This is a genomic window from Stenotrophomonas sp. YJH_SMC_80 (assembly GCF_059372495.1).
Map to the genome: position 1 here is coordinate 32,376 of NZ_JCAFVP010000003.1, position 17,071 is coordinate 49,446.

Below are 17,071 nucleotides of genomic sequence, written 5' to 3' on the forward strand. Positions count from 1 at the left end.
AAAACACCATGGTCAAGATTCGACTGACCCGCGGCGGCGCCAAGAAGCGTCCGTTCTACCACATCATCGTCACCGACGTGCGCAGTGCGCGCGACGGCCGCAACATCGAGCGCGTTGGTTTCTACAACCCGGTCGCCCAGGGCGGCGAGAAGCGCATCGAGCTGGACCTGGCCCGCGTTGACCACTGGGTCAAGAACGGCGCCCAGCCGACCGACAAGGTCCGCAACCTGATCAAGGAAGCGACCAAGTCCCAGGCCGCTGCGGCCTGATCCTGACGGGCCACGCTTCGGCGTGGCCCTCTTGGTTGAAGCAGATGAAAGATATCGAGCGCCGCATCCTGCTGGGCAGGGTTGTCGGCGCTTTTGGTGTGCGCGGCGAGATCAAGCTCGAGTCCTGGACCGAGCCACGTTCCGCCATTTTCCGTTACCAGCCGTGGATCGTGCGCAGCCCGTCCGGCGTGGAAACCACGATTGAAGGTGTGCGTGGCCGCGACAGTGGCAAGCACCTGGTCGCCCGGTTCCCCGGCGTCGAGGACCGCGATACCGTTGAAGCGATGCGCGGCACCGAGATCTACGTGGCCCGCAGTGCCCTGCCACCGCCGAAGCCCGATGAGTATTACTGGGTGGACCTGGAAGGCCTGGACGTGAAGACCACCGAGGGCGTTGCCCTGGGCCAGGTCTCGCACCTGTTCAGTACCGGCGCCAACGACGTGGTGGTGGTCCGGGGTGACCGCGAGCGGATGATCCCGTTCGTGCAGCCGGACTTCGTCAAGTCGGTCGATTTCGAGGCCAACCTGGTCGTGGTCGACTGGGATCCCGAGTTCTGAGTGTGAGCATGCGTTTCGACGTCATCACCCTGTTCCCCGAGTTCCTCGCCCAGTCCGCTGGACTGGGCGTGGTCGGGCGCGCGCAGGAGAAGGGATTGTTCAGCCTGCATGGCTGGAATCCCCGTGATTACGCCGAAGGCAACTACCGCCGGGTGGACGACCGTCCGTTCGGTGGCGGCCCGGGCATGGTGATGCTGATCGAACCGTTGCAGGCCTGCCTGCAGGCGATCCGCGATGCTGATCCGACCCCGGCGCGGGTGATCTACCTCAGCCCGCAGGGGGCGCCGTTGACCCAGGCCAAGGTGCGGGAACTGGCGGCATTGCCGCGCATGGTCCTGCTCTGTGGCCGCTACGAGGGCATCGACGAGCGTTTCCTGGAAGCCAATGTCGACGAGGAAATCTCCCTCGGCGACTACGTGCTGTCGGGTGGCGAGCTGGGTGCGGCGGTCATCATCGACGCCGTGGCCCGCCTGCAGGACGGTGCCCTGAATGACGCTGAATCAGCGGCCCAGGACAGCTTCGAAGGTGATCTGGGCCTGCTCGACTGCCCGCACTACAGCCAGCCGGCCCAGCACCCTCTGGGCGACGTGCCGGACGTGCTGCGCTCAGGCAACCATGCGGCCATCGCCGCGTGGCGCCGCCAGCAGTCGCTGGTCCGTACCGCCCAGCGGCGTCCGGACCTGCTGGATGAACAGGCGCTGGGCAAGGCCGACCGCGCGCTGCTGGAACAGGGCCGTCAGGCCCAGAAACAGAAGGCCGCCCCCTAGCGCAGGGCCGGCTTTATCGGCTATCATGACCAATTACCGCCAGCCCAGGCCGGCGCGCGCAGTACCCACAACAAACGTGCAGCACAGTCCGGTGACTGCATGAGCCCACGTTGTCTACATGACACGCCCACCCGAACAAGAATCGGTGTAACCCATGAGCAAGCTGAACAAGTCCATCGTCGCGGAATTCGAATCCGCCCAGATCACCCGTGAACTGCCGAAGTTCAGCCAGGGCGACACCGTTGTCGTCAACGTGAAGGTGAAGGAAGGCAGCCGCGAGCGCGTGCAGGCCTACGAAGGCGTCGTCATCGCCACCAAGAACGCCGGCCTGAACTCCTCGTTCACCGTGCGCAAGATCTCGCACGGCTACGGCGTCGAGCGCGTGTTCCAGACCCACAGCGCCATCATCGACTCGGTCGAAGTGAAGCGTCGTGGTAAGGTCCGCGCCGGCAAGCTGTACTACCTGCGTGGCCTGGAAGGCAAGGCTGCCCGCATCAAGGAAGACCTGGCTGCCGCTGCTGCCGCCAAGGCTGCCCGTCTGGCCGAAAAGGCCTGATAAACAACTTCGGTTGTTGCCGCGACGGCCACCTTCGGGTGGCCGTTTGCGTTTCCGGCATCGCATCGGCCACGATCAGGTGATGAACGACATCAACCCGCGCTATCCCGCCGTGATCCAGTCGGCGTTGCGCTTCCTCGACGGCAAGGGACTGGCGCGTGTGCAGTCGGCGCCGTTGCTGCATCGCCTGCTGTGGCGCATGGGCATCGCACTGCCACCGCCGATCCTGGCCGGCTTCGGTACCAATGCGCTGGTGCAGGGCCTGTTGTTCGGGCTGTTCTGGACCGCGCTGATGTGGCTGATGCTGTGGCAGGGCAGTGAGCGTCCGCTGGCGCTGCTGCTGGTGGCCGGGCTGTTGGCCGGAGCGCTGTTCGGCATGGTGATGGCGGCGCTGATGCGCTCGCTGCGCCGGCACCGCAAGCTGCCGGAGTGGCGCCAGTTCCGCGCGGGGCAGGCGGACTGAGCCGATGGCGCACTGCGCCGTTACCGCCCGGCACGGGCCGCGGTAGGCTGCAGTGTCATCCCGATGGACGTGCCGTGCGATGCCTGCCAAGCGAACCGCACCTTCCGCTGCGCCCAAGCTGTTGTCAGGCGGCAATCCGCAGATCGCCAAGGGCGAGGGCGATGCCACGGTACAGGCGTATATCGCGGCGATGCCGGACTGGAAGCGGCCGATCGGCGCACGGCTGGATGCGCTGGTCGAACAGGCCGTACCCGGGGTGCACAAGGCGGTGAAGTGGAACTCGCCGATGTATGCGGTGGCCGCGGGCGAAGGCTGGTTTCTCAGCTTCCATTGCTTCACCCGCTATATCAAGGTGGCGTTCTTCCGCGGCGCTGCGCTGAAACCGGTGCCGCCGGAGCCGTCCAGGAGTGCCGATACGCGCTACCTGCACATTGCCCAGGATGGCGTACTGGATGAAGCCCGGTTTCTTGACTGGGTGCGCCAGGCCGCGGCATTGCCCGGCGAACACATGTAAGCCCACCGTTCTGATCTCCTTGCCGACGAGAGCCGCTGATGGCCACGCATGCACCCAACCCGGCCGATGCCGGAACCCCGGCCGCCGAACTGATCGATGCGCGCATCGCTGAACTGGGCGACTGGCGTGGCGAAGCGCTGGCACGCGTGCGTGCGTTGATCCATGAAGCGCTGCCCGACGTGCAGGAAACCTGGAAATGGCGGGGTACACCGGTGTGGGAGCACAACGGCATCCTGTGCACCGGCGAGACCTACAAGCAGGCGGTGAAGCTGACGTTTGCCAATGGCGCGGCGCTGGCCGATCCGAAGGGACTGTTCAACGCCAGCCTGGAGGGGAACACGCGGCGCGCGATCGATATCCATGAAGGCGCGATGCCGGATGCCGCCGCGTTCAAGGCGCTGATGCGCGCGGCGGCCATGTTCAACGCGGCGAAGAAGAAGCGGTAGAGCCGGCCGCTGGCCGGCTGTTCCGCGATGCTGCTGGAGAGGTGTGAGGTTGCCGGCCAGCGGCCGGCACTACCGCATCGGTGCGGCATCCGGGTCGGCCACCGGCGACGGCGGGCAGGCCGGAATTTCCGACGGCGTGGCCAGTTCCTCGGCGTGCGAGGGCTTGCCCATCATCTTCGCCTTGCGCCAGCCGCCCCAGCGGTAGTACGCCAACGACAGCAGCATCGACACCAGCGAGCTGACCGGGAAACTCCACCAGATCGCATCGGCGCCCCAATACGGCTGCAGCAGCTCGGCGAACGGCACGCGCACGCCCCACAGCGAACCAGCCAGGATCAGCAGCGGCGGGATCACCGCGCCGGTGGAGCGCACCACGCCGGAGATCACGAAGCTGACGCCGAAGAAGAGGAACGAGCCGATCACCACGTGGTTGAGGTGACGGGCAATGTCCAGCGCCTGGCTGGCCGGCGGCAGGAACAGGGCCAGCAGCTGGCGATCGAACAGGACCAGTGGCAGGATCAGCGCGCCGGTCAGCAGGAAATTGAACAGCACGCCCTGGCGTGCGGTGCCGCGTACGCGGTCCCAGCGCTGTGCACCGACGTTCTGCGCCGCCATCGAAGAGCACGCCGCGCCGATCGCCATCGCCGGCATCTGCAGGTAGTTCCACAGCTGCAGGGAAGCGCCGTAACCGGCGGCGGTGTCGGTGCCGTACTGGTTGACCATGGTCATCAGCAGGATCACCGACAGCGAGATCAGCACCATCTGCAGGCCCATCGGCACGCCCTTGAGCACCAACGCTTTCAGGATGGTCAGGTCGAGCTTGAACAGGCGCATGTCGGCGCGGCCGAGCCACAACGTGTGGCGCTTGTGCCGCATGTACAGCAGCAGGCCGGCCAGCGACAGCGTCTGCGCGACGAGCGTTGCCCAGGCCGAGCCGGCGATGCCCAGCGCGGGGAACGGCCCCATGCCGAAGATCAGAACCGGGTTCAGCACGATGTCCAGTGCCACCGACACCATCAGGAAACGGAACGGTGTGCGCGAGTCGCCGGCACCGCGCAGCGCGGCGGTGAGGAAGGCGAACGCATACAGCGTCGGCATCGCCAGGAAGATGATCTGCAGGTAGGCCTCGGCCAATGGCAGCGAGGCGGCCGGCGTGCCCATCGCCGCCAGCAGCGGATGGGCCATGAACCAGCCGGCGATGGCGATGATCACCGACAGGCCGATGAAGAAGGTGGCGCTGGTACCCACCACGCGCCGCGCCTGCGGGATGTCGCGCGCGCCGATCGCCTGGCCGATCAGGATGGTCGAGGCCATGCCGAAGCCGAACACCGAGCCGATCAGGAAGAACATGATGTTGTTGGCGTTCGCGGTGGCGGTCAGTGCCGCCTCGCCGAGGAAGCGCCCGACCCAGACCGCATTCACCGAACCGTTCAGCGACTGCGCGATGTTGCCGGCCAGGATCGGCAGGGAAAACAACAGGAGATTGCGGCCGATCGGGCCGGAGGTCAGGTCAAGCGGCGCTTTGGCCATGGAGTGGTGATCGAATCCCGGGAGGCGCACACTAGCACCAAGCCGGTTTGCAGGATGTGGCAATGCATCAACGACTGCAGGTGAAATGGAGCATGGCGCTGGTCTTGATCGGCGCCGCACTGGCCGCATGTTCGACAGGTGACCGGCTGGGTGATACCCAGGTGCGGCCAACCGACCGCCCCGAGTGCCTGGTCGGCAGCCAGCGCCAGGATCTTTCCGCCGGCGTTCCCACCCTGATCGGGGGCAGTGGCTGCCGCACCGACCCCGACAACCCGCGTCCCCTGAACAAGCGAACGGAGTAGTCCCTGCCGATGACCGAGCTTTCCCCGCTGTCGCCCAGTGTCCGCCTGGACATCTGGCTGTGGGCGGCCCGTTTCTTCAAGACCCGCAGCCTGGCCAAGCAGGCCATCGAAACCGGCAAGGTCAGCGTCGCCGGGCAGCGCCCGAAATCCTCACGCGCAGTGCGCGTCGGTGAGCAGCTGCAGGTCGACCGCGGCGAAGAGCATTTCGAGATCCAGGTGCTGGGCCTGAGCGACCAGCGCGGGCCGGCGCCGACGGCGCAGCAGCTGTATGCCGAGAGTGAGGCCTCCAAGGCGCGCCGTGCCGAACAGCGCGCGTTGCGCATCGCGGCGCGCGATGGTTTCCAGCCGCCGGAGCACAAGCCGGACAAGCGCGCACGGCGGTTGATCCGCGCGCTCGGCGATATCGACGCGTTGTAAGCAGCAGGGCGCCAGACCGGATCCGGCGCCCCCTTGGCTCAGCGCTTGCCGCCCAGCAGGCTGCCGCCGATCTTCAGCAGATCGCCCACGCCGAGCTGGCCGTCACCGTCCTGGTCCAGCAGGCTGCCGAGCAGGCCGCCGGCAAGACCGCCCTGCTGCTGCACCTGCTGCTTTTCCTGGCCGAGGGCCTGGCTGAGCGAGCCGGCGTCGGCCTGGCCGCCACCGAGGCGCTGGGCGAGGAAAGCCATCACGATCGGTGCGAGGATCTGCAGCAGCTGGCTGGTGCGGCCACTGTCGAGCTGGGTGGCCTGGGCCAGGCCGGTTTCTACCTTCTGCTGGTTGCCGCCGAAGATGTGGCCGAGGATGCCGGCGCCATCGCTGGCGGCATCACCGCCACCGCCGCCCAGTACCGAACCGAGCACGCTGCCCAGGTCCAGCCCACTGTGGTTGTTCTGCAGCGCGCCGAGCAGCGCCTGCGCGCCCTGCGGCTGCGAGGCGTTGTTGCCCAGCGCGCCCATCAGCACCGGCAGCGCGGCACTGATCGCGCCGGAAGCCTGGGTGTCGCTGATGCCGAGCTGCTGCGATACCTGCTGCAGCGGTGCGCCCTGCAGTTTGGCGAGAAGTTCGTCGGTGAGGCTCATCTGCGGAATCCTTGATTGGGGTGGGGCGTGCAGAAGGTACGACGCGGACCGTTAAAACGGCGACGCCGCCTCACGGGGAGGCGGCGTGCTGTTCACGGGGCAGGGCGATCAGAGCTCGATGTCTTCGGCGCCCGGGGTCGCGGTGGGGAAGTCCGCTTCCGGCTGCGCCGGCTTGAACGGATCCGACGGCTGGCTGGCCAGCGCCTTCAGGGCCGCGGCAACGCCAGCGCCATAGGCCGGGTCGGCCTTGCTGCAGTTGTCGATGTGGCGCTGCTTGATGAAGTCCGGCGCATCGCCCAGGGCGCGGGCGGTGTTGGCGAACAGGCGGTCCTTCTGTGCCTGGTTGTAGCTGCGGAACAGCGCACCGGGCTGGCTGAAGTAGTCGGCGTCGTCCTCACGGAAATTCCAGAAGTCGGCGTCACCGCGGATCTTCATCGGCGGCTCGCGGTACTGCGGCTGTTCCTGCCACTGGCCGTAGCTGTTCGGCTCGTAGTGCGGCAGGCCGCCGTAGTTGCCGTCCACGCGCATCGCACCGTCGCGGTGGTTGCTGTGCACCGGGCAGCGTGCGGCGTTCACCGGAATCTGGTGGTGGTTCACGCCCAAGCGGTAGCGCTGCGCATCGGAATAGGCGAACAGGCGTGCCTGCAGCATCTTGTCCGGCGACGGGCCGATGCCGGGCACAAGGTTGCTCGGTGCGAACGCGGACTGCTCGACGTCCTGGTACCAGTTGACAGGGTTGCGGTTCAGTTCGAACTGGCCCACTTCGATCAGCGGGTAGTCGCTCTTCGGCCACACCTTGGTCAGGTCGAACGGATGGATGCGGTAGGTTTCCGCCTCCAGCTCGGGCATTACCTGGATGAACAGCTTCCACTTCGGGAAGTCGCCCTTCTCGATTGCGGCGAACAGGTCGCGGCCGTGGCTTTCGCGGTCATGGCCGACCAGGATCTGCGCCTGCGCGTCGGTCAGCGATTCGATGCCCTGCTGGCTGACGAAGTGGAACTTCACCCAGAAGCGCTCGCTGTCGGCGTTGGTGAAGCTGTAGGTGTGCGAGCCGAAGCCGTGCATGTGGCGGAAGCTGCGCGGGATGCCGCGGTCGCTCATCACCACGGTCACCTGCAGCAGGGCTTCGGGCAGCAACGTCCAGAAGTCCCAGTTGTTGCGCGCGCTGCGCAGGTTGGTATGCGGGTCGCGCTTCACGGCCTTGTTGAGGTCGGCGAACTTGCGCGGGTCGCGCAGGAAGAACACCGGCGTGTTGTTGCCGACCAGGTCCCAGTTGCCTTCTTCGGTGTAGAACTTCAGCGCGAAGCCGCGGATGTCACGCTCGGCGTCGGCGGCGCCACGCTCGCCGGCCACGGTGGTGAAGCGCGCGAACATCTCGGTCTGCTTGCCGACCTTCTCGAACAGCTTGGCACGGGTGTACTTGCTGATGTCGTGGGTGACGGTGAAAGTACCGAACGCGCCCGAGCCCTTGGCGTGCATGCGGCGCTCGGGAATGATCTCGCGGTTGAGGTTGGCCAGCTTCTCCAGCAGCCAGACGTCTTCCATCAGCAGCGGGCCACGTGGGCCGGCGGTCTTGCTGTTCTGGTTGTCCACCACCGGTGCGCCGAAGGCCGTGGTCATCGGCGTGACCGGATCATCGCCGTGCTTCTGCTTGGGCGTGGTGCTCAGTTCACGCTGCTGCTGGGCGCCTTCCGCAGGCGACGGCGCGGTGTGATACGGGCACTTGGGGCTGTTGTTATCGGACTGGCTCATGGCTGGCTCCTGCGGGTGAAGACGGGGTGGAACATCTTCACTCGACTTTAGCTATGGCCAGATGAAATGAATAATCGAATGATCCATTCAGGTTGATAGTTTTTGTCAATTGAAACGTGGAATAAGATTTACGGGGCCTTCCATAGGCCTCCCGCATGGCGGCGGGAAGCCATGTGTGCGCCCTGCGGTTACAGCAGCGTTTTCAGCCGATACAGCGCTTCCAGTGCCTGCTTTGGGGTCAACTCGTCCGGATCGATCGCCGCCAGCGCTTCCTGCGCCTTGCTGGACGGTGCCGCGAACAGCCCGAACTGCTGCGGGGCATCCAGCGCCTGCGGCGCCAGCTCGGCGGCGTGGCTTTCAGCGCCGCGCTGTTCCAGCTCGGCCAGGCGACGCCGTGCCTGCGCCACAGTGGCGCGCGGCAGGCCGGCCAGTGCGGCCACCTGCAGGCCAAAGCTGCGGTTGGCCGGGCCGTCTTTCACTGCGTGCATGAACACCAGCGCTTCGCCGTGCTCGACCGCGTCCAGGTGCACGTTGGCGATGCCGCTGCGGCCGCCCTCATGCTGTTCGTCGGCCAGCGCGGTCAGCTCGAAGTAGTGGGTGGCGAACAGCGTGTAGCAGCGGTTCTGGTAGGCCAGGTGGCGGGCCACCGCGTCGGCCAGCGCCAGGCCATCGTAGGTGGAGGTGCCACGGCCGATCTCGTCCATCAGCACCAGCGAATGGGCGGTGGCGTGGTGCAGGATGTAGCTGGTCTCGGCCATCTCGACCATGAAGGTTGACTGCCCGCGGGCGAGGTCGTCGCCGGCGCCGATGCGGGTCAGGATGCGGTCGATCGGGCCGATCACCGCCCGGCTGGCCGGCACGAAGCTGCCGATGTGGGCCAGCAGCACGATCAGCGCGTTCTGCCGCATGTAGGTCGATTTACCGCCCATGTTCGGGCCGGTGATGACCAGCATGCGACGGTCCGGATGCAGGTCCAGGTCATTGGGTTCGAACGGCTGTTCGCGTACCGCTTCGACCACTGGATGGCGGCCGCGTTCGATCTTCAGGCACGGCTCGGCCTGCAGCTCCGGGCGCGCCCAGTCCAGCGCCTGCGCGCGTTCGGCGAAGGCGGCCAGCACGTCCAGTTCGCTCAGCGCAGCGGCACATTGCTTCAGCGGTTCCAACTGCCCGCCAAGGGTGTCCAGCAGCTGCTCGTACAGGTACTTCTCGCGCGACAGCGAACGGTCGCGCGCGGACAGCACCTTGTCCTCGAATGCCTTCAGTTCTTCGGTGATGTAGCGCTCGGCATTGGTCAGCGTCTGGCGGCGGGTGTAGTGCACCGGCGCACGATCGGACTGGCCCTTGCTGATTTCGATGTAGTAACCGTGAACGCGGTTGTAGCCCACCTTCAGGGTGGGAATACCGCTGCTCTCGCGCTCGCGCAGTTCCAGGTCGACCAGGAACTGGTCGGCATGGGTGGACAGCCGGCGCAGCTCGTCCAGCTCTTCATCGAAGCCATCGGCCAGCACGCCGCCGTCGCTCAGCTTCAGCGGCGGCATCTCGGCGATGGCGCTGGCCAGCAGCTGCGCGCACGCGTCGTGTTCGCCCAGCGCCGCATGCAGGGCCTGCAGGCGCGGCGAGTCCAGCGGGGCCAGCACTTCGCGCACCGCCGGCAGCAGGCCCAGGCCGTCACGCAGGGTGGAGAAATCGCGCGGGCGCGCCGAGCGCAGCGCGACGCGGGTGAGGATGCGTTCCAGATCGCCGAGGCGGCGGAACTGCTCGCGGATGTCGGCGTCCGCACCGCGATCGATCAGGGTTTCCACCGCGTGGTGGCGCTGCACCAGCACCTCGCGCAGGCGCAGCGGGCGGTGCAGCCAGCGGCGCAGCAGGCGCCCACCCATGGGTGTCACCGTGCTGTCGAGCACGCCCAGCAGGGTATTGCGGGTATCACCGTCGACACGCGTGTCCAATTCCAGGTGGCGGCGGGTGGCGGCATTCATCGCGATCGCTTCGCCGGCTGTTTCCATCGCGATCGAAGTCAGGTGCGGCAGGCGCTGCTTCTGGGTTTCCTCGACATAGCCGAGCAGGGCGCCGGCGGCGGCGGTGGCACGGGGCTTGTCATCGATACCGAAGCCGCTCAGATCGTGCAGCTTGAAGAAGTTCAGCAGCTGGCGGCGGCCGCTGTCCGCGTCGAACAGCCACGGCGCACGGCGGCGCACGCCGGTGCGCTGGCGCAGGAACTCCGGCCAGTTCTCCTCGTCGGGCACCAGCAGCTCGGCCGGCTCCAGCCGTGCCAGCTCGGCTTCCAGGGCGTCGTCGGTCTCCACTTCGTTGACCAGGAAGCGGCCACCGGCCAGGTCGGCCCAGGCCAGGCCGTAGCCCTGCTTGCTGCGCGACAACGCCATCAGCAGGGTGTCGCGGCGCTCGTCCAGCAGCGCTTCGTCGGTGACCGTGCCGGGGGTGACGATGCGCACCACCTTGCGTTCGACCAGGCCCTTGGCGAGCGCCGGGTCGCCGATCTGCTCGCAGATCGCCACCGACTCGCCCAGCGCCACCAGCCGTGCCAGGTAGCCTTCGTAGGCATGCACCGGCACGCCGGCCATCGGGATCGGCGCGCCGCCGGAGCTGCCACGCTGGGTCAGGGTGATGTCGAGCAGCCGCGCAGCCTTGCGCGCGTCGTCGTAGAACAGCTCGTAGAAGTCGCCCATGCGGAAGAACAGCAGCAGGTCCGGGTAGTCGGACTTGGCTGCGAAGAACTGCTTCATCAGCGGGGTGTGTTCCTTGGACGCCTTGGCGTTGCTGGTATTGTCTTTTGTATCAGTCACTTGGGGCGTTTCGCGTCTTGGGCAGGGCGTCAGGGCGTGACCACGCGCAGGCATGGCCGGAGAAGTCATTAGTGTAGCGACCTGGGGTGGTCGATGATCCGCGGCACCCGCGCTGGGCCCGGAGGCTGTCCGTGTGCCAACGCCTGCGCCCCTGCGCCGGCACTTTGGTTGATTTCCCCAGGGTCCCACGGTAGTGTCAGCCCCGGCGATCTCCGCCAAGCGGCCTCCATGGAAAACGGGGCGACTTATCCCCGGGCGGGCGTTGATGGAAAGAACAAGCATGACTGCAGCCTGCATGGCCGCCGAACCTCGTTACACTTGGCGTACCGTCCTGCTGAGCATCCTGGTCGCCATCGTTCCGCTTGCCGGCTCCGCACCCTACACCTTGCTGAAGGCGGTGCTGCTGCTGGCCCTGCTGGTCACCGGCGTGGTTCTGATTCGCCGCCAGCCCGATGTCCGCCTGCGCTACCGCATCGCCCGGTTCATCGTAATCGTCTGCTTCCTGCGCCTGGCCTATGCCTTCTACAGCATCCTCTGGCACGGGCTGCGCTGGAACGAGCTGGATCTGCCGGCGCAGACACTGCTCTACCTGGGTACCGCTGCTGTGTTCGCCACTGCGCTGGACTGGCGCCTGATCTGGAAGATCTTCGCCGTGTCCACCCTGGTCTTCGGCGGGTCGTGCATCGTGCAGCACCACGTGATGGGCCTTGAACGCGCGCACGGTTTCAGTGGCGGCGAATGGACGGCCATCGAGTTCACCATGGTGACGCTGTGCATGGCGTTGTTCTCGGTCATCCGGTTGATCCAGCCCAATGTGCATCCGGCCGAACGCTGGCTGCACGGCGTGGCCATCGCCGTCGGCGTCTACGGTTCGATCCTGGCGCAGAGTCGCGGGCCGATCCTGGCGTTCATTCCCGCCATGCTGATGGTGATTGTGGTGCACGTCCGGCGAACCCGGCGCTGGCGGGGGGCACTGGTCTTCGTCGGTGCCCTGGCCATTGGCGTGGTCGGCGCCACCTCGGTGCTGAACCACGAGGTGATCCAGCGCTTCGGTGAGGTCAGTGGCGAGATCTCCGGCTTCAACCAGGAAAACGAGGTCGGCTCGGTCCGCGAGCGCATCGCCATGTGGGGCGTGGCGGTCGACGCCTTCGCCGAGCATCCCGTGGCGGGGGTGGGCCTGAACCAGTTCGGTACCTATGCGCGTGAGGGCATCGCTCGCGGCGAGGTGTCCGAGTCGATCTTCCGCTACAACCACCCGCACAACGAGTACCTGGAAGCGGCGGTGACCGGTGGCGTGCCGTTGCTGCTGCTCATGCTGCTGGTCTTCATCCTGCCCGGCATTCATTTCGTGCGGCGCCTCGGCCACGCCGACGACATCACCGCGACGATCGCCATCGCCGGACTTGCCGTGGTCATCGTCTATGCGCTTTCGGCGTTCACGGACAACGTGTTCTACCGGGCGATGCCGCATTCGTTCTATTTCTACCTGGTGCTGGGCTTCATGATGGCGACCGCCTTGCCGGCGCGTAACCTGCATCGGCCAGGGAGTCCGTCCTGATGGCGCATATCCATCTACTGGCCGCCGACAACCAGCGTGGCCTGTCCCATGACATCCAGGTGATCGAGCGCTCGTTGCAGCAGCTCGGGCACACGGTGACGGTCAGCCGCCTGGACGCGGTGCGCAATGGTGGCGCCTGGAAACTCCGCGGAATGCGCCTGCGCAGGCTGCTGGCCTCGTGGCTGAGCCTGGGGCGCACGCCCGCCCGGTTCGACGTCAACATCTCGCTGGAACATGTCCGGCCGACGAGCTTCGGACTGGCCAACGTCAATCTGTTGATCCCGAATCCGGAATGGGTGTCCGCACGCAGCCTGCGGATCCTGCCGCGGTTCGATGCGTTGCTGACCAAGACCGAAGAAGCCACGCGCATCTTCAACGCGCTGGGCATGCGCGCGCTGGAAGTCGGTTTCTGCAGCCGTGACCGCTACGACCCGGCAGTGCCGCGCAGGCCGCGCAGCTTCCTGCATGCGGCCGGTACCAGCCGTATGAAGGGAACGGCTGCACTCGTCAATGTCTGGAAACGGCACCCCGAATGGCCCTTGCTGACCATCCTGCGCGGCGGCCCTTCGGACGAAGATGAGGGCGGTGCCGCGAACCTGAGAATCGTCCGCGAGCGGCTGCCCGACCAGGAGGTGCAGCGCCTGCAGAACGAACATGCGTTCCACCTGTGCCTGTCGCAGACCGAAGGCTGGGGCCACTATCTGGTGGAAGCGATGAGCTGCGGGGCGGTGGTGATCACCTGTGACGGCGCGCCGATGAATCAGATGATCGACGACAGCCGCGGCATCCTGGTTGCCGCGCACGAGGGCGAGCCCTGCCATCTGTCCAGGACCTGGCATGTGGATGAGAAGGCGCTGGAACAGGCCGTCGAGCGCGCGCTGGCGATGGATGAGGCCGAGTGGACCCGGCTGGGCGCCAATGCACGCGCATGGCACCTGGCCAGCGAGGTGGCGTTCCCGCGCCGTCTGGGCGATGCCCTGGCCAAGCTCTGAGCTGATGTGGGGCTGGTCGCCGCAGCCCGCTCAGCCAGGCACCAGGGTGATCTGCGGATGGCTGCCGAAGATCTCCATGACGATCTCGAAGTAGGTCTGTCCCTGACCAAGCGCCAGTGCCGTCAACTGAGCGTGGATGGCCGCACCGTTGAACCTGCCGCCCTGAGCGAGTTTCGATTGCAGCCAGGCGCGCGTGGTCTCGCGGCCCAGTGCATCGCGGCTGTGGGCGATGTCACGCCACACCACCGTGGCGATGGCATGGCCTGCGAGAGCGCCGTAGCCGCCGTGAAGCAGGTCATCAAGCGCATCCAGGCTTGCGCCCAGTTGCCAGTCTTCGTCGGCCATGAACACGCGATTGATTTCCACGTAGAGGCTGGCGATGTCGTTGATGGACGCGCCTTCGATGTGCAGGATCCGTGTCATCTGCGGACTGTAGCTCTCCCGGGCGGCGGTTGTGTCCGGCGCAGATAATCCAGGGCCGCTTCGGATGGAGCTGGCATGATTATGGTGTTAAATCTGCGTGATTTTCATCGGGCGCTGGCGTGTCAGCGGTATTCGATAATGATATGGCGCCATTATCTGTCGCCTTGTTTTCTGACTGCCTGCACAGTTCCATATATTTGGATCGGTCCATATATAAAGTCCCGTAAAGTTTCCCTTCGCTGCGCCGCCATCGAACGTACGGCCACGATCAAGGGAATTGAGATGCTTGCCTTACGTAATCTCCGTGTGGGATCCCGGCTTGGCGCCGGCTTCGGTCTGCTGCTGCTGTTCATCATGGCCATCGTTGGCCTCGTGCTGTACGGAAACCACCTGAAGTCCGCCCAGTTCGAGAAAGTGGTGGACGTCAACATGGTGAAGATGCGGCTGTTGAACGACATGCTGGATACCAACAACGCGGTGCTGATGCATCGCCGGCTGATGGTGATCAAGCGCGGTGAGGATTTCGACAAGGATTATCAGAAGGCGCAGGAGCTGTCGCAGACCTACGACGGTATCTGGGCCAAGTACATCAAGATTCCACGCGACGCCACTGGTGATGCCCTGGTGGCGAAAATCGACGCGGCACGCAAGGCCACCGACGCCTCCACCCAGCATCTGCACGAGCGCATGAAGGCCGGTGATTTCGACGGCGCGGCCAAGGAACTGCTCGCCGAGCACGGCTTGGCCACCGCATGGAATGAGGCGATCTCGACCCTGCTGCGGCATCAGGAGACACTGACCGAGCGCAGTCGCGAGGAATACCGTTCAACCGAATCCTGGACCGGCACGTTGTCGATCGTGTTCGGCGCGTTGAGCCTGGTACTGGGCTCGCTGGCCGCGTGGGCCATCACCCGTAGCCTGACCCGCCCGCTGGAAGGTGCGGTGAAGCTGGCCGACGGCATCGCCAACGGGCGGCTGGACAACAGCATCGACGCGTCCGGCAACGATGAGGTGACGCAGCTGCTCAGGTCGATGCAGCGCATGCAGGCGCAGTTGCAGTCGGTGATGGCGGCGCAGGGTGAACTGGCCCGCCAGCACGACGCGGGCAGCCTCAGCTATCGCATGGACGAGAGTGCTTTTCCTGGCGACTACGGGCGCATGGTGCACGAGACCAATGCGCTGGTCGGCTCGCATGTGCAGGTGCAGAACCGGCTGATCGAAGTAATGAAGCATTACGCCCGCGGTGATCTGTCAGTGGACATGGATCCGTTGCCGGGCGAGAAGGCCGCAATCACCCAGGCCATGGACGAAACCAAGACCAGCCTGTCGGCGATCAACGGTGAGATCCGCCGCCTGGCGACGGCTGCAGCCGCAGGCGACTTCAGCCTGCGCGGCGATGAAGATCGCTTCGCCTATGAGTTTCGCGACATGGTGGCCGGGCTCAATCGCCTGATGCAGACCACCGACGAGAACCTGGTGCAGGTGTCGACCCTGCTGCAGGCGATCTCGCGCGGTGACCTCACCGTGCGCATGCAGGGCGACTTCCACGGCGTGTTTGCCCGCATGCGCGATGACTGCAATGCCACCGTCGATCAGCTCAAGCAGATTGTCGGCCGTATCCAGTCCAGCGCGTCCAGCATCAACCTGGCGGCAGGCGAGATCGCGTCGGGCAACACCGATCTGTCGCGTCGCACCGAGCAGCAGGCGGCGAACCTGGAAGAGACGGCGGCGTCGATGGAGGAGCTAACCTCCATCGTGAAACAGAACGCCGAGCACGCACGACAGGCCAACCAGCTTGCCATCGGTGCGCATGGCGTCGCCTCGCAGGGCGGCGAGGTGGTCGGCCAGGTGGTCACCACGATGTCGGCTATCGAAGCCTCGTCGAAGAAGATCGCCGAGATCATCAGTGTCATCGACGGCATCGCGTTCCAGACCAACATCCTGGCCTTGAACGCGGCGGTGGAAGCTGCGCGTGCCGGCGAGCAGGGGAGGGGCTTTGCGGTGGTGGCCAGTGAGGTGCGCACGCTGGCGCAGCGCTCGGCCGGTGCGGCCAAGGAGATCAAGGGCCTGATCGAGGATTCGGTCGGCAAGGTCGCCGATGGATCGGCGCTGGTTCGTCAGGCCGGCACCACGATGGGCGAGATCGTGGCCTCGGTGCAGCGCGTGACCGACATCATGGCCGATATCTCTGCCGCCTCGCAGGAGCAGAGCTCGGGTATCGAACAGGTGAACCAGGCGGTGGTGCAGATGGACGAGACCACGCAGCAGAATGCGGCGCTGGTGGAAGAAGCCAGCGCGGCGGCACGCTCCATGGAAGAGCAGGCCAACCTGCTGGCCGAGGCAGTTTCGGTGTTCCGCACGGGGGCGGTGACCGCCGCCGCAGCGGTCCGCCCGGCGTTGGCAGCCGTGGCGGCATCGGTTGCACCGGTACGCCGGCCGGCGGTGCTGCCGCCGCGGATGGAACCGACGCTGGCCGCCAATGCGGGCGGTTGGGAAGAGTTCTAGCAGAGGGCAATGCCGGTAGGAAGACAGCGCCCATCACGATGGCTGATCGTGATGGGCGCGGATTTCTTCCTGAACGCGCGATGGCCGATGAGGCGGCGGATACGCGCATTTCACTTCCGGTTGCCAACCGCAGGAGGACACTTGCGCCATACCGGAACTCAGGAGATGGCCATGAAGACCTCGACCCGATTGCTTGTGCTGGGCACGCTGCTGGCGGCTTCGTCGGTGGCCGGTGCGCAGACGTATGGGCCGCGCGATGAGGGACGCAAGTTCAATGACGGCAGCCGCGTGGTCTGCAAGAACGTGGAAGTGCAGCGCAACTCGCGCGATCCGAACCGCATCACGGGTACCGCTACCGGCGCAGTGATCGGCGGCCTGCTGGGCAACCAGGTGGGCGGCGGTAACGGCAAGAAGCTTGCAACCGTGGCCGGCGCCGTGGCCGGTGGTGCGGCCGGCCGCCAGATCCAAGGCAACCAGCAGCAGAAGAACGGTGACCGCGTGGTTGAACGTCGCTGCGAACGCGTCTACCGCTGATCGGTCACAGCCAGACCTCGTTTCCCCTTCCACACCGCAGT

Annotated in this window: 18 protein-coding genes; 13 read left to right on the plus strand and 5 right to left on the minus strand. The window is 66.0% G+C overall.

Annotation, left to right across the window (positions count from 1 at the left end; translation table 11 throughout):
* The first annotated feature begins 8 nt into the window (after positions 1-8).
* The 7 genes from rpsP (at position 9) to AC5P99_RS05945 (ending at position 3,572) form a co-directional block, all read left to right on the plus strand.
* Positions 9-269 carry a 30S ribosomal protein S16 gene (gene rpsP, locus AC5P99_RS05915; protein ID WP_005408594.1) on the plus strand — a complete coding sequence of 87 codons (261 nt, stop codon included), beginning with the start codon at positions 9-11 and terminating at the stop codon, positions 267-269.
* Positions 270-313: 44 nt separating this feature from the next.
* Positions 314-826, plus strand: coding sequence for a ribosome maturation factor RimM (gene rimM, locus AC5P99_RS05920; protein ID WP_005408595.1), 513 nt, complete (start codon positions 314-316; stop codon positions 824-826).
* A gap of 8 nt (positions 827-834) precedes the next feature.
* Positions 835-1,593 carry a tRNA (guanosine(37)-N1)-methyltransferase TrmD gene (gene trmD, locus AC5P99_RS05925; protein ID WP_495212979.1) on the plus strand — a complete coding sequence of 253 codons (759 nt, stop codon included), beginning with the start codon at positions 835-837 and terminating at the stop codon, positions 1,591-1,593.
* Positions 1,594-1,747: 154 nt separating this feature from the next.
* Positions 1,748-2,149, plus strand: a complete 402-nt coding sequence (rplS, locus tag AC5P99_RS05930; RefSeq protein ID WP_005408597.1) for a 50S ribosomal protein L19 — start codon at positions 1,748-1,750, stop codon at positions 2,147-2,149.
* A gap of 82 nt (positions 2,150-2,231) precedes the next feature.
* The gene (locus tag AC5P99_RS05935) at positions 2,232-2,612 is read left to right on the plus strand and encodes a DUF6404 family protein (protein ID WP_049451937.1); all 381 of its coding nucleotides are present in this window, start codon (positions 2,232-2,234) and stop codon (positions 2,610-2,612) included.
* Positions 2,613-2,691: 79 nt separating this feature from the next.
* Positions 2,692-3,126 (plus strand): DUF1801 domain-containing protein, encoded by a 435-nt coding sequence (locus AC5P99_RS05940; RefSeq protein WP_005412655.1) that lies wholly within the window; start codon positions 2,692-2,694, stop codon positions 3,124-3,126.
* Positions 3,127-3,164: 38 nt separating this feature from the next.
* Positions 3,165-3,572, plus strand: coding sequence for a DUF1801 domain-containing protein (locus AC5P99_RS05945; RefSeq protein ID WP_005412656.1), 408 nt, complete (start codon positions 3,165-3,167; stop codon positions 3,570-3,572).
* 69 nt (positions 3,573-3,641) lie between these two features.
* Here the strand turns inward: AC5P99_RS05945 and AC5P99_RS05950 are convergent, their stop codons facing one another.
* Positions 3,642-5,102: an MATE family efflux transporter gene (locus AC5P99_RS05950; RefSeq protein ID WP_495212980.1), complete on the minus strand. Its 1,461-nt coding sequence runs from the start codon at positions 5,100-5,102 to the stop codon at positions 3,642-3,644.
* 62 nt (positions 5,103-5,164) lie between these two features.
* Here AC5P99_RS05950 and AC5P99_RS05955 point away from each other — a divergent pair, with 62 nt between their 5' ends.
* Together AC5P99_RS05955 and AC5P99_RS05960 are read left to right on the plus strand one after the other, a co-directional pair.
* On the plus strand, positions 5,165-5,404 hold the full coding sequence (locus tag AC5P99_RS05955; protein ID WP_049451934.1) for a hypothetical protein: 240 nt from the start codon (positions 5,165-5,167) through the stop codon (positions 5,402-5,404).
* Between the two features lie 9 nt (positions 5,405-5,413).
* Positions 5,414-5,821, plus strand: a complete 408-nt coding sequence (locus tag AC5P99_RS05960; protein WP_005408603.1) for an RNA-binding S4 domain-containing protein — start codon at positions 5,414-5,416, stop codon at positions 5,819-5,821.
* A gap of 38 nt (positions 5,822-5,859) precedes the next feature.
* Here the strand turns inward: AC5P99_RS05960 and AC5P99_RS05965 are convergent, their stop codons facing one another.
* The 3 genes from AC5P99_RS05965 to mutS all read right to left on the minus strand — a co-directional run bounded on the left by AC5P99_RS05965 (position 5,860) and on the right by mutS (position 11,072).
* Positions 5,860-6,462, minus strand: coding sequence for a DUF937 domain-containing protein (locus tag AC5P99_RS05965; protein ID WP_495212981.1), 603 nt, complete (start codon positions 6,460-6,462; stop codon positions 5,860-5,862).
* 108 nt (positions 6,463-6,570) lie between these two features.
* Entirely contained in the window at positions 6,571-8,214 is a 1,644-nt protein-coding gene (locus AC5P99_RS05970; RefSeq protein ID WP_005408605.1) for a catalase, read from the minus strand.
* A 188-nt stretch (positions 8,215-8,402) separates the two neighbouring features.
* A complete protein-coding gene (gene mutS, locus AC5P99_RS05975) occupies positions 8,403-11,072 on the minus strand; it encodes a DNA mismatch repair protein MutS (RefSeq protein ID WP_425505018.1) in 2,670 nt (889 codons plus the stop codon).
* Positions 11,073-11,313: 241 nt separating this feature from the next.
* Between mutS and AC5P99_RS05980 the strand changes: the two genes are divergently transcribed.
* Both AC5P99_RS05980 and AC5P99_RS05985 read left to right on the plus strand, forming a co-directional pair.
* On the plus strand, positions 11,314-12,576 hold the full coding sequence (locus AC5P99_RS05980; protein WP_237398738.1) for an O-antigen ligase family protein: 1,263 nt from the start codon (positions 11,314-11,316) through the stop codon (positions 12,574-12,576).
* Positions 12,576-13,568, plus strand: coding sequence for a glycosyltransferase (locus AC5P99_RS05985; RefSeq protein WP_043396648.1), 993 nt, complete (start codon positions 12,576-12,578; stop codon positions 13,566-13,568). Before AC5P99_RS05980 ends, AC5P99_RS05985 begins: the two co-directional genes overlap by 1 nt.
* Positions 13,569-13,598: 30 nt before the next feature.
* Here the strand turns inward: AC5P99_RS05985 and AC5P99_RS05990 are convergent, their stop codons facing one another.
* A complete protein-coding gene (locus tag AC5P99_RS05990) occupies positions 13,599-13,991 on the minus strand; it encodes a barstar family protein (RefSeq protein ID WP_049451902.1) in 393 nt (130 codons plus the stop codon).
* Positions 13,992-14,273: 282 nt separating this feature from the next.
* Here AC5P99_RS05990 and AC5P99_RS05995 point away from each other — a divergent pair, with 282 nt between their 5' ends.
* Together AC5P99_RS05995 and AC5P99_RS06000 are read left to right on the plus strand one after the other, a co-directional pair.
* On the plus strand, positions 14,274-16,496 hold the full coding sequence (locus tag AC5P99_RS05995) for a methyl-accepting chemotaxis protein (RefSeq protein WP_495212982.1): 2,223 nt from the start codon (positions 14,274-14,276) through the stop codon (positions 16,494-16,496).
* A gap of 165 nt (positions 16,497-16,661) precedes the next feature.
* Complete coding sequence (locus AC5P99_RS06000) at positions 16,662-17,030, plus strand: glycine zipper 2TM domain-containing protein (RefSeq protein ID WP_032965667.1); 369 nt, start codon at positions 16,662-16,664, stop codon at positions 17,028-17,030.
* Positions 17,031-17,071 lie beyond the last annotated feature (41 nt).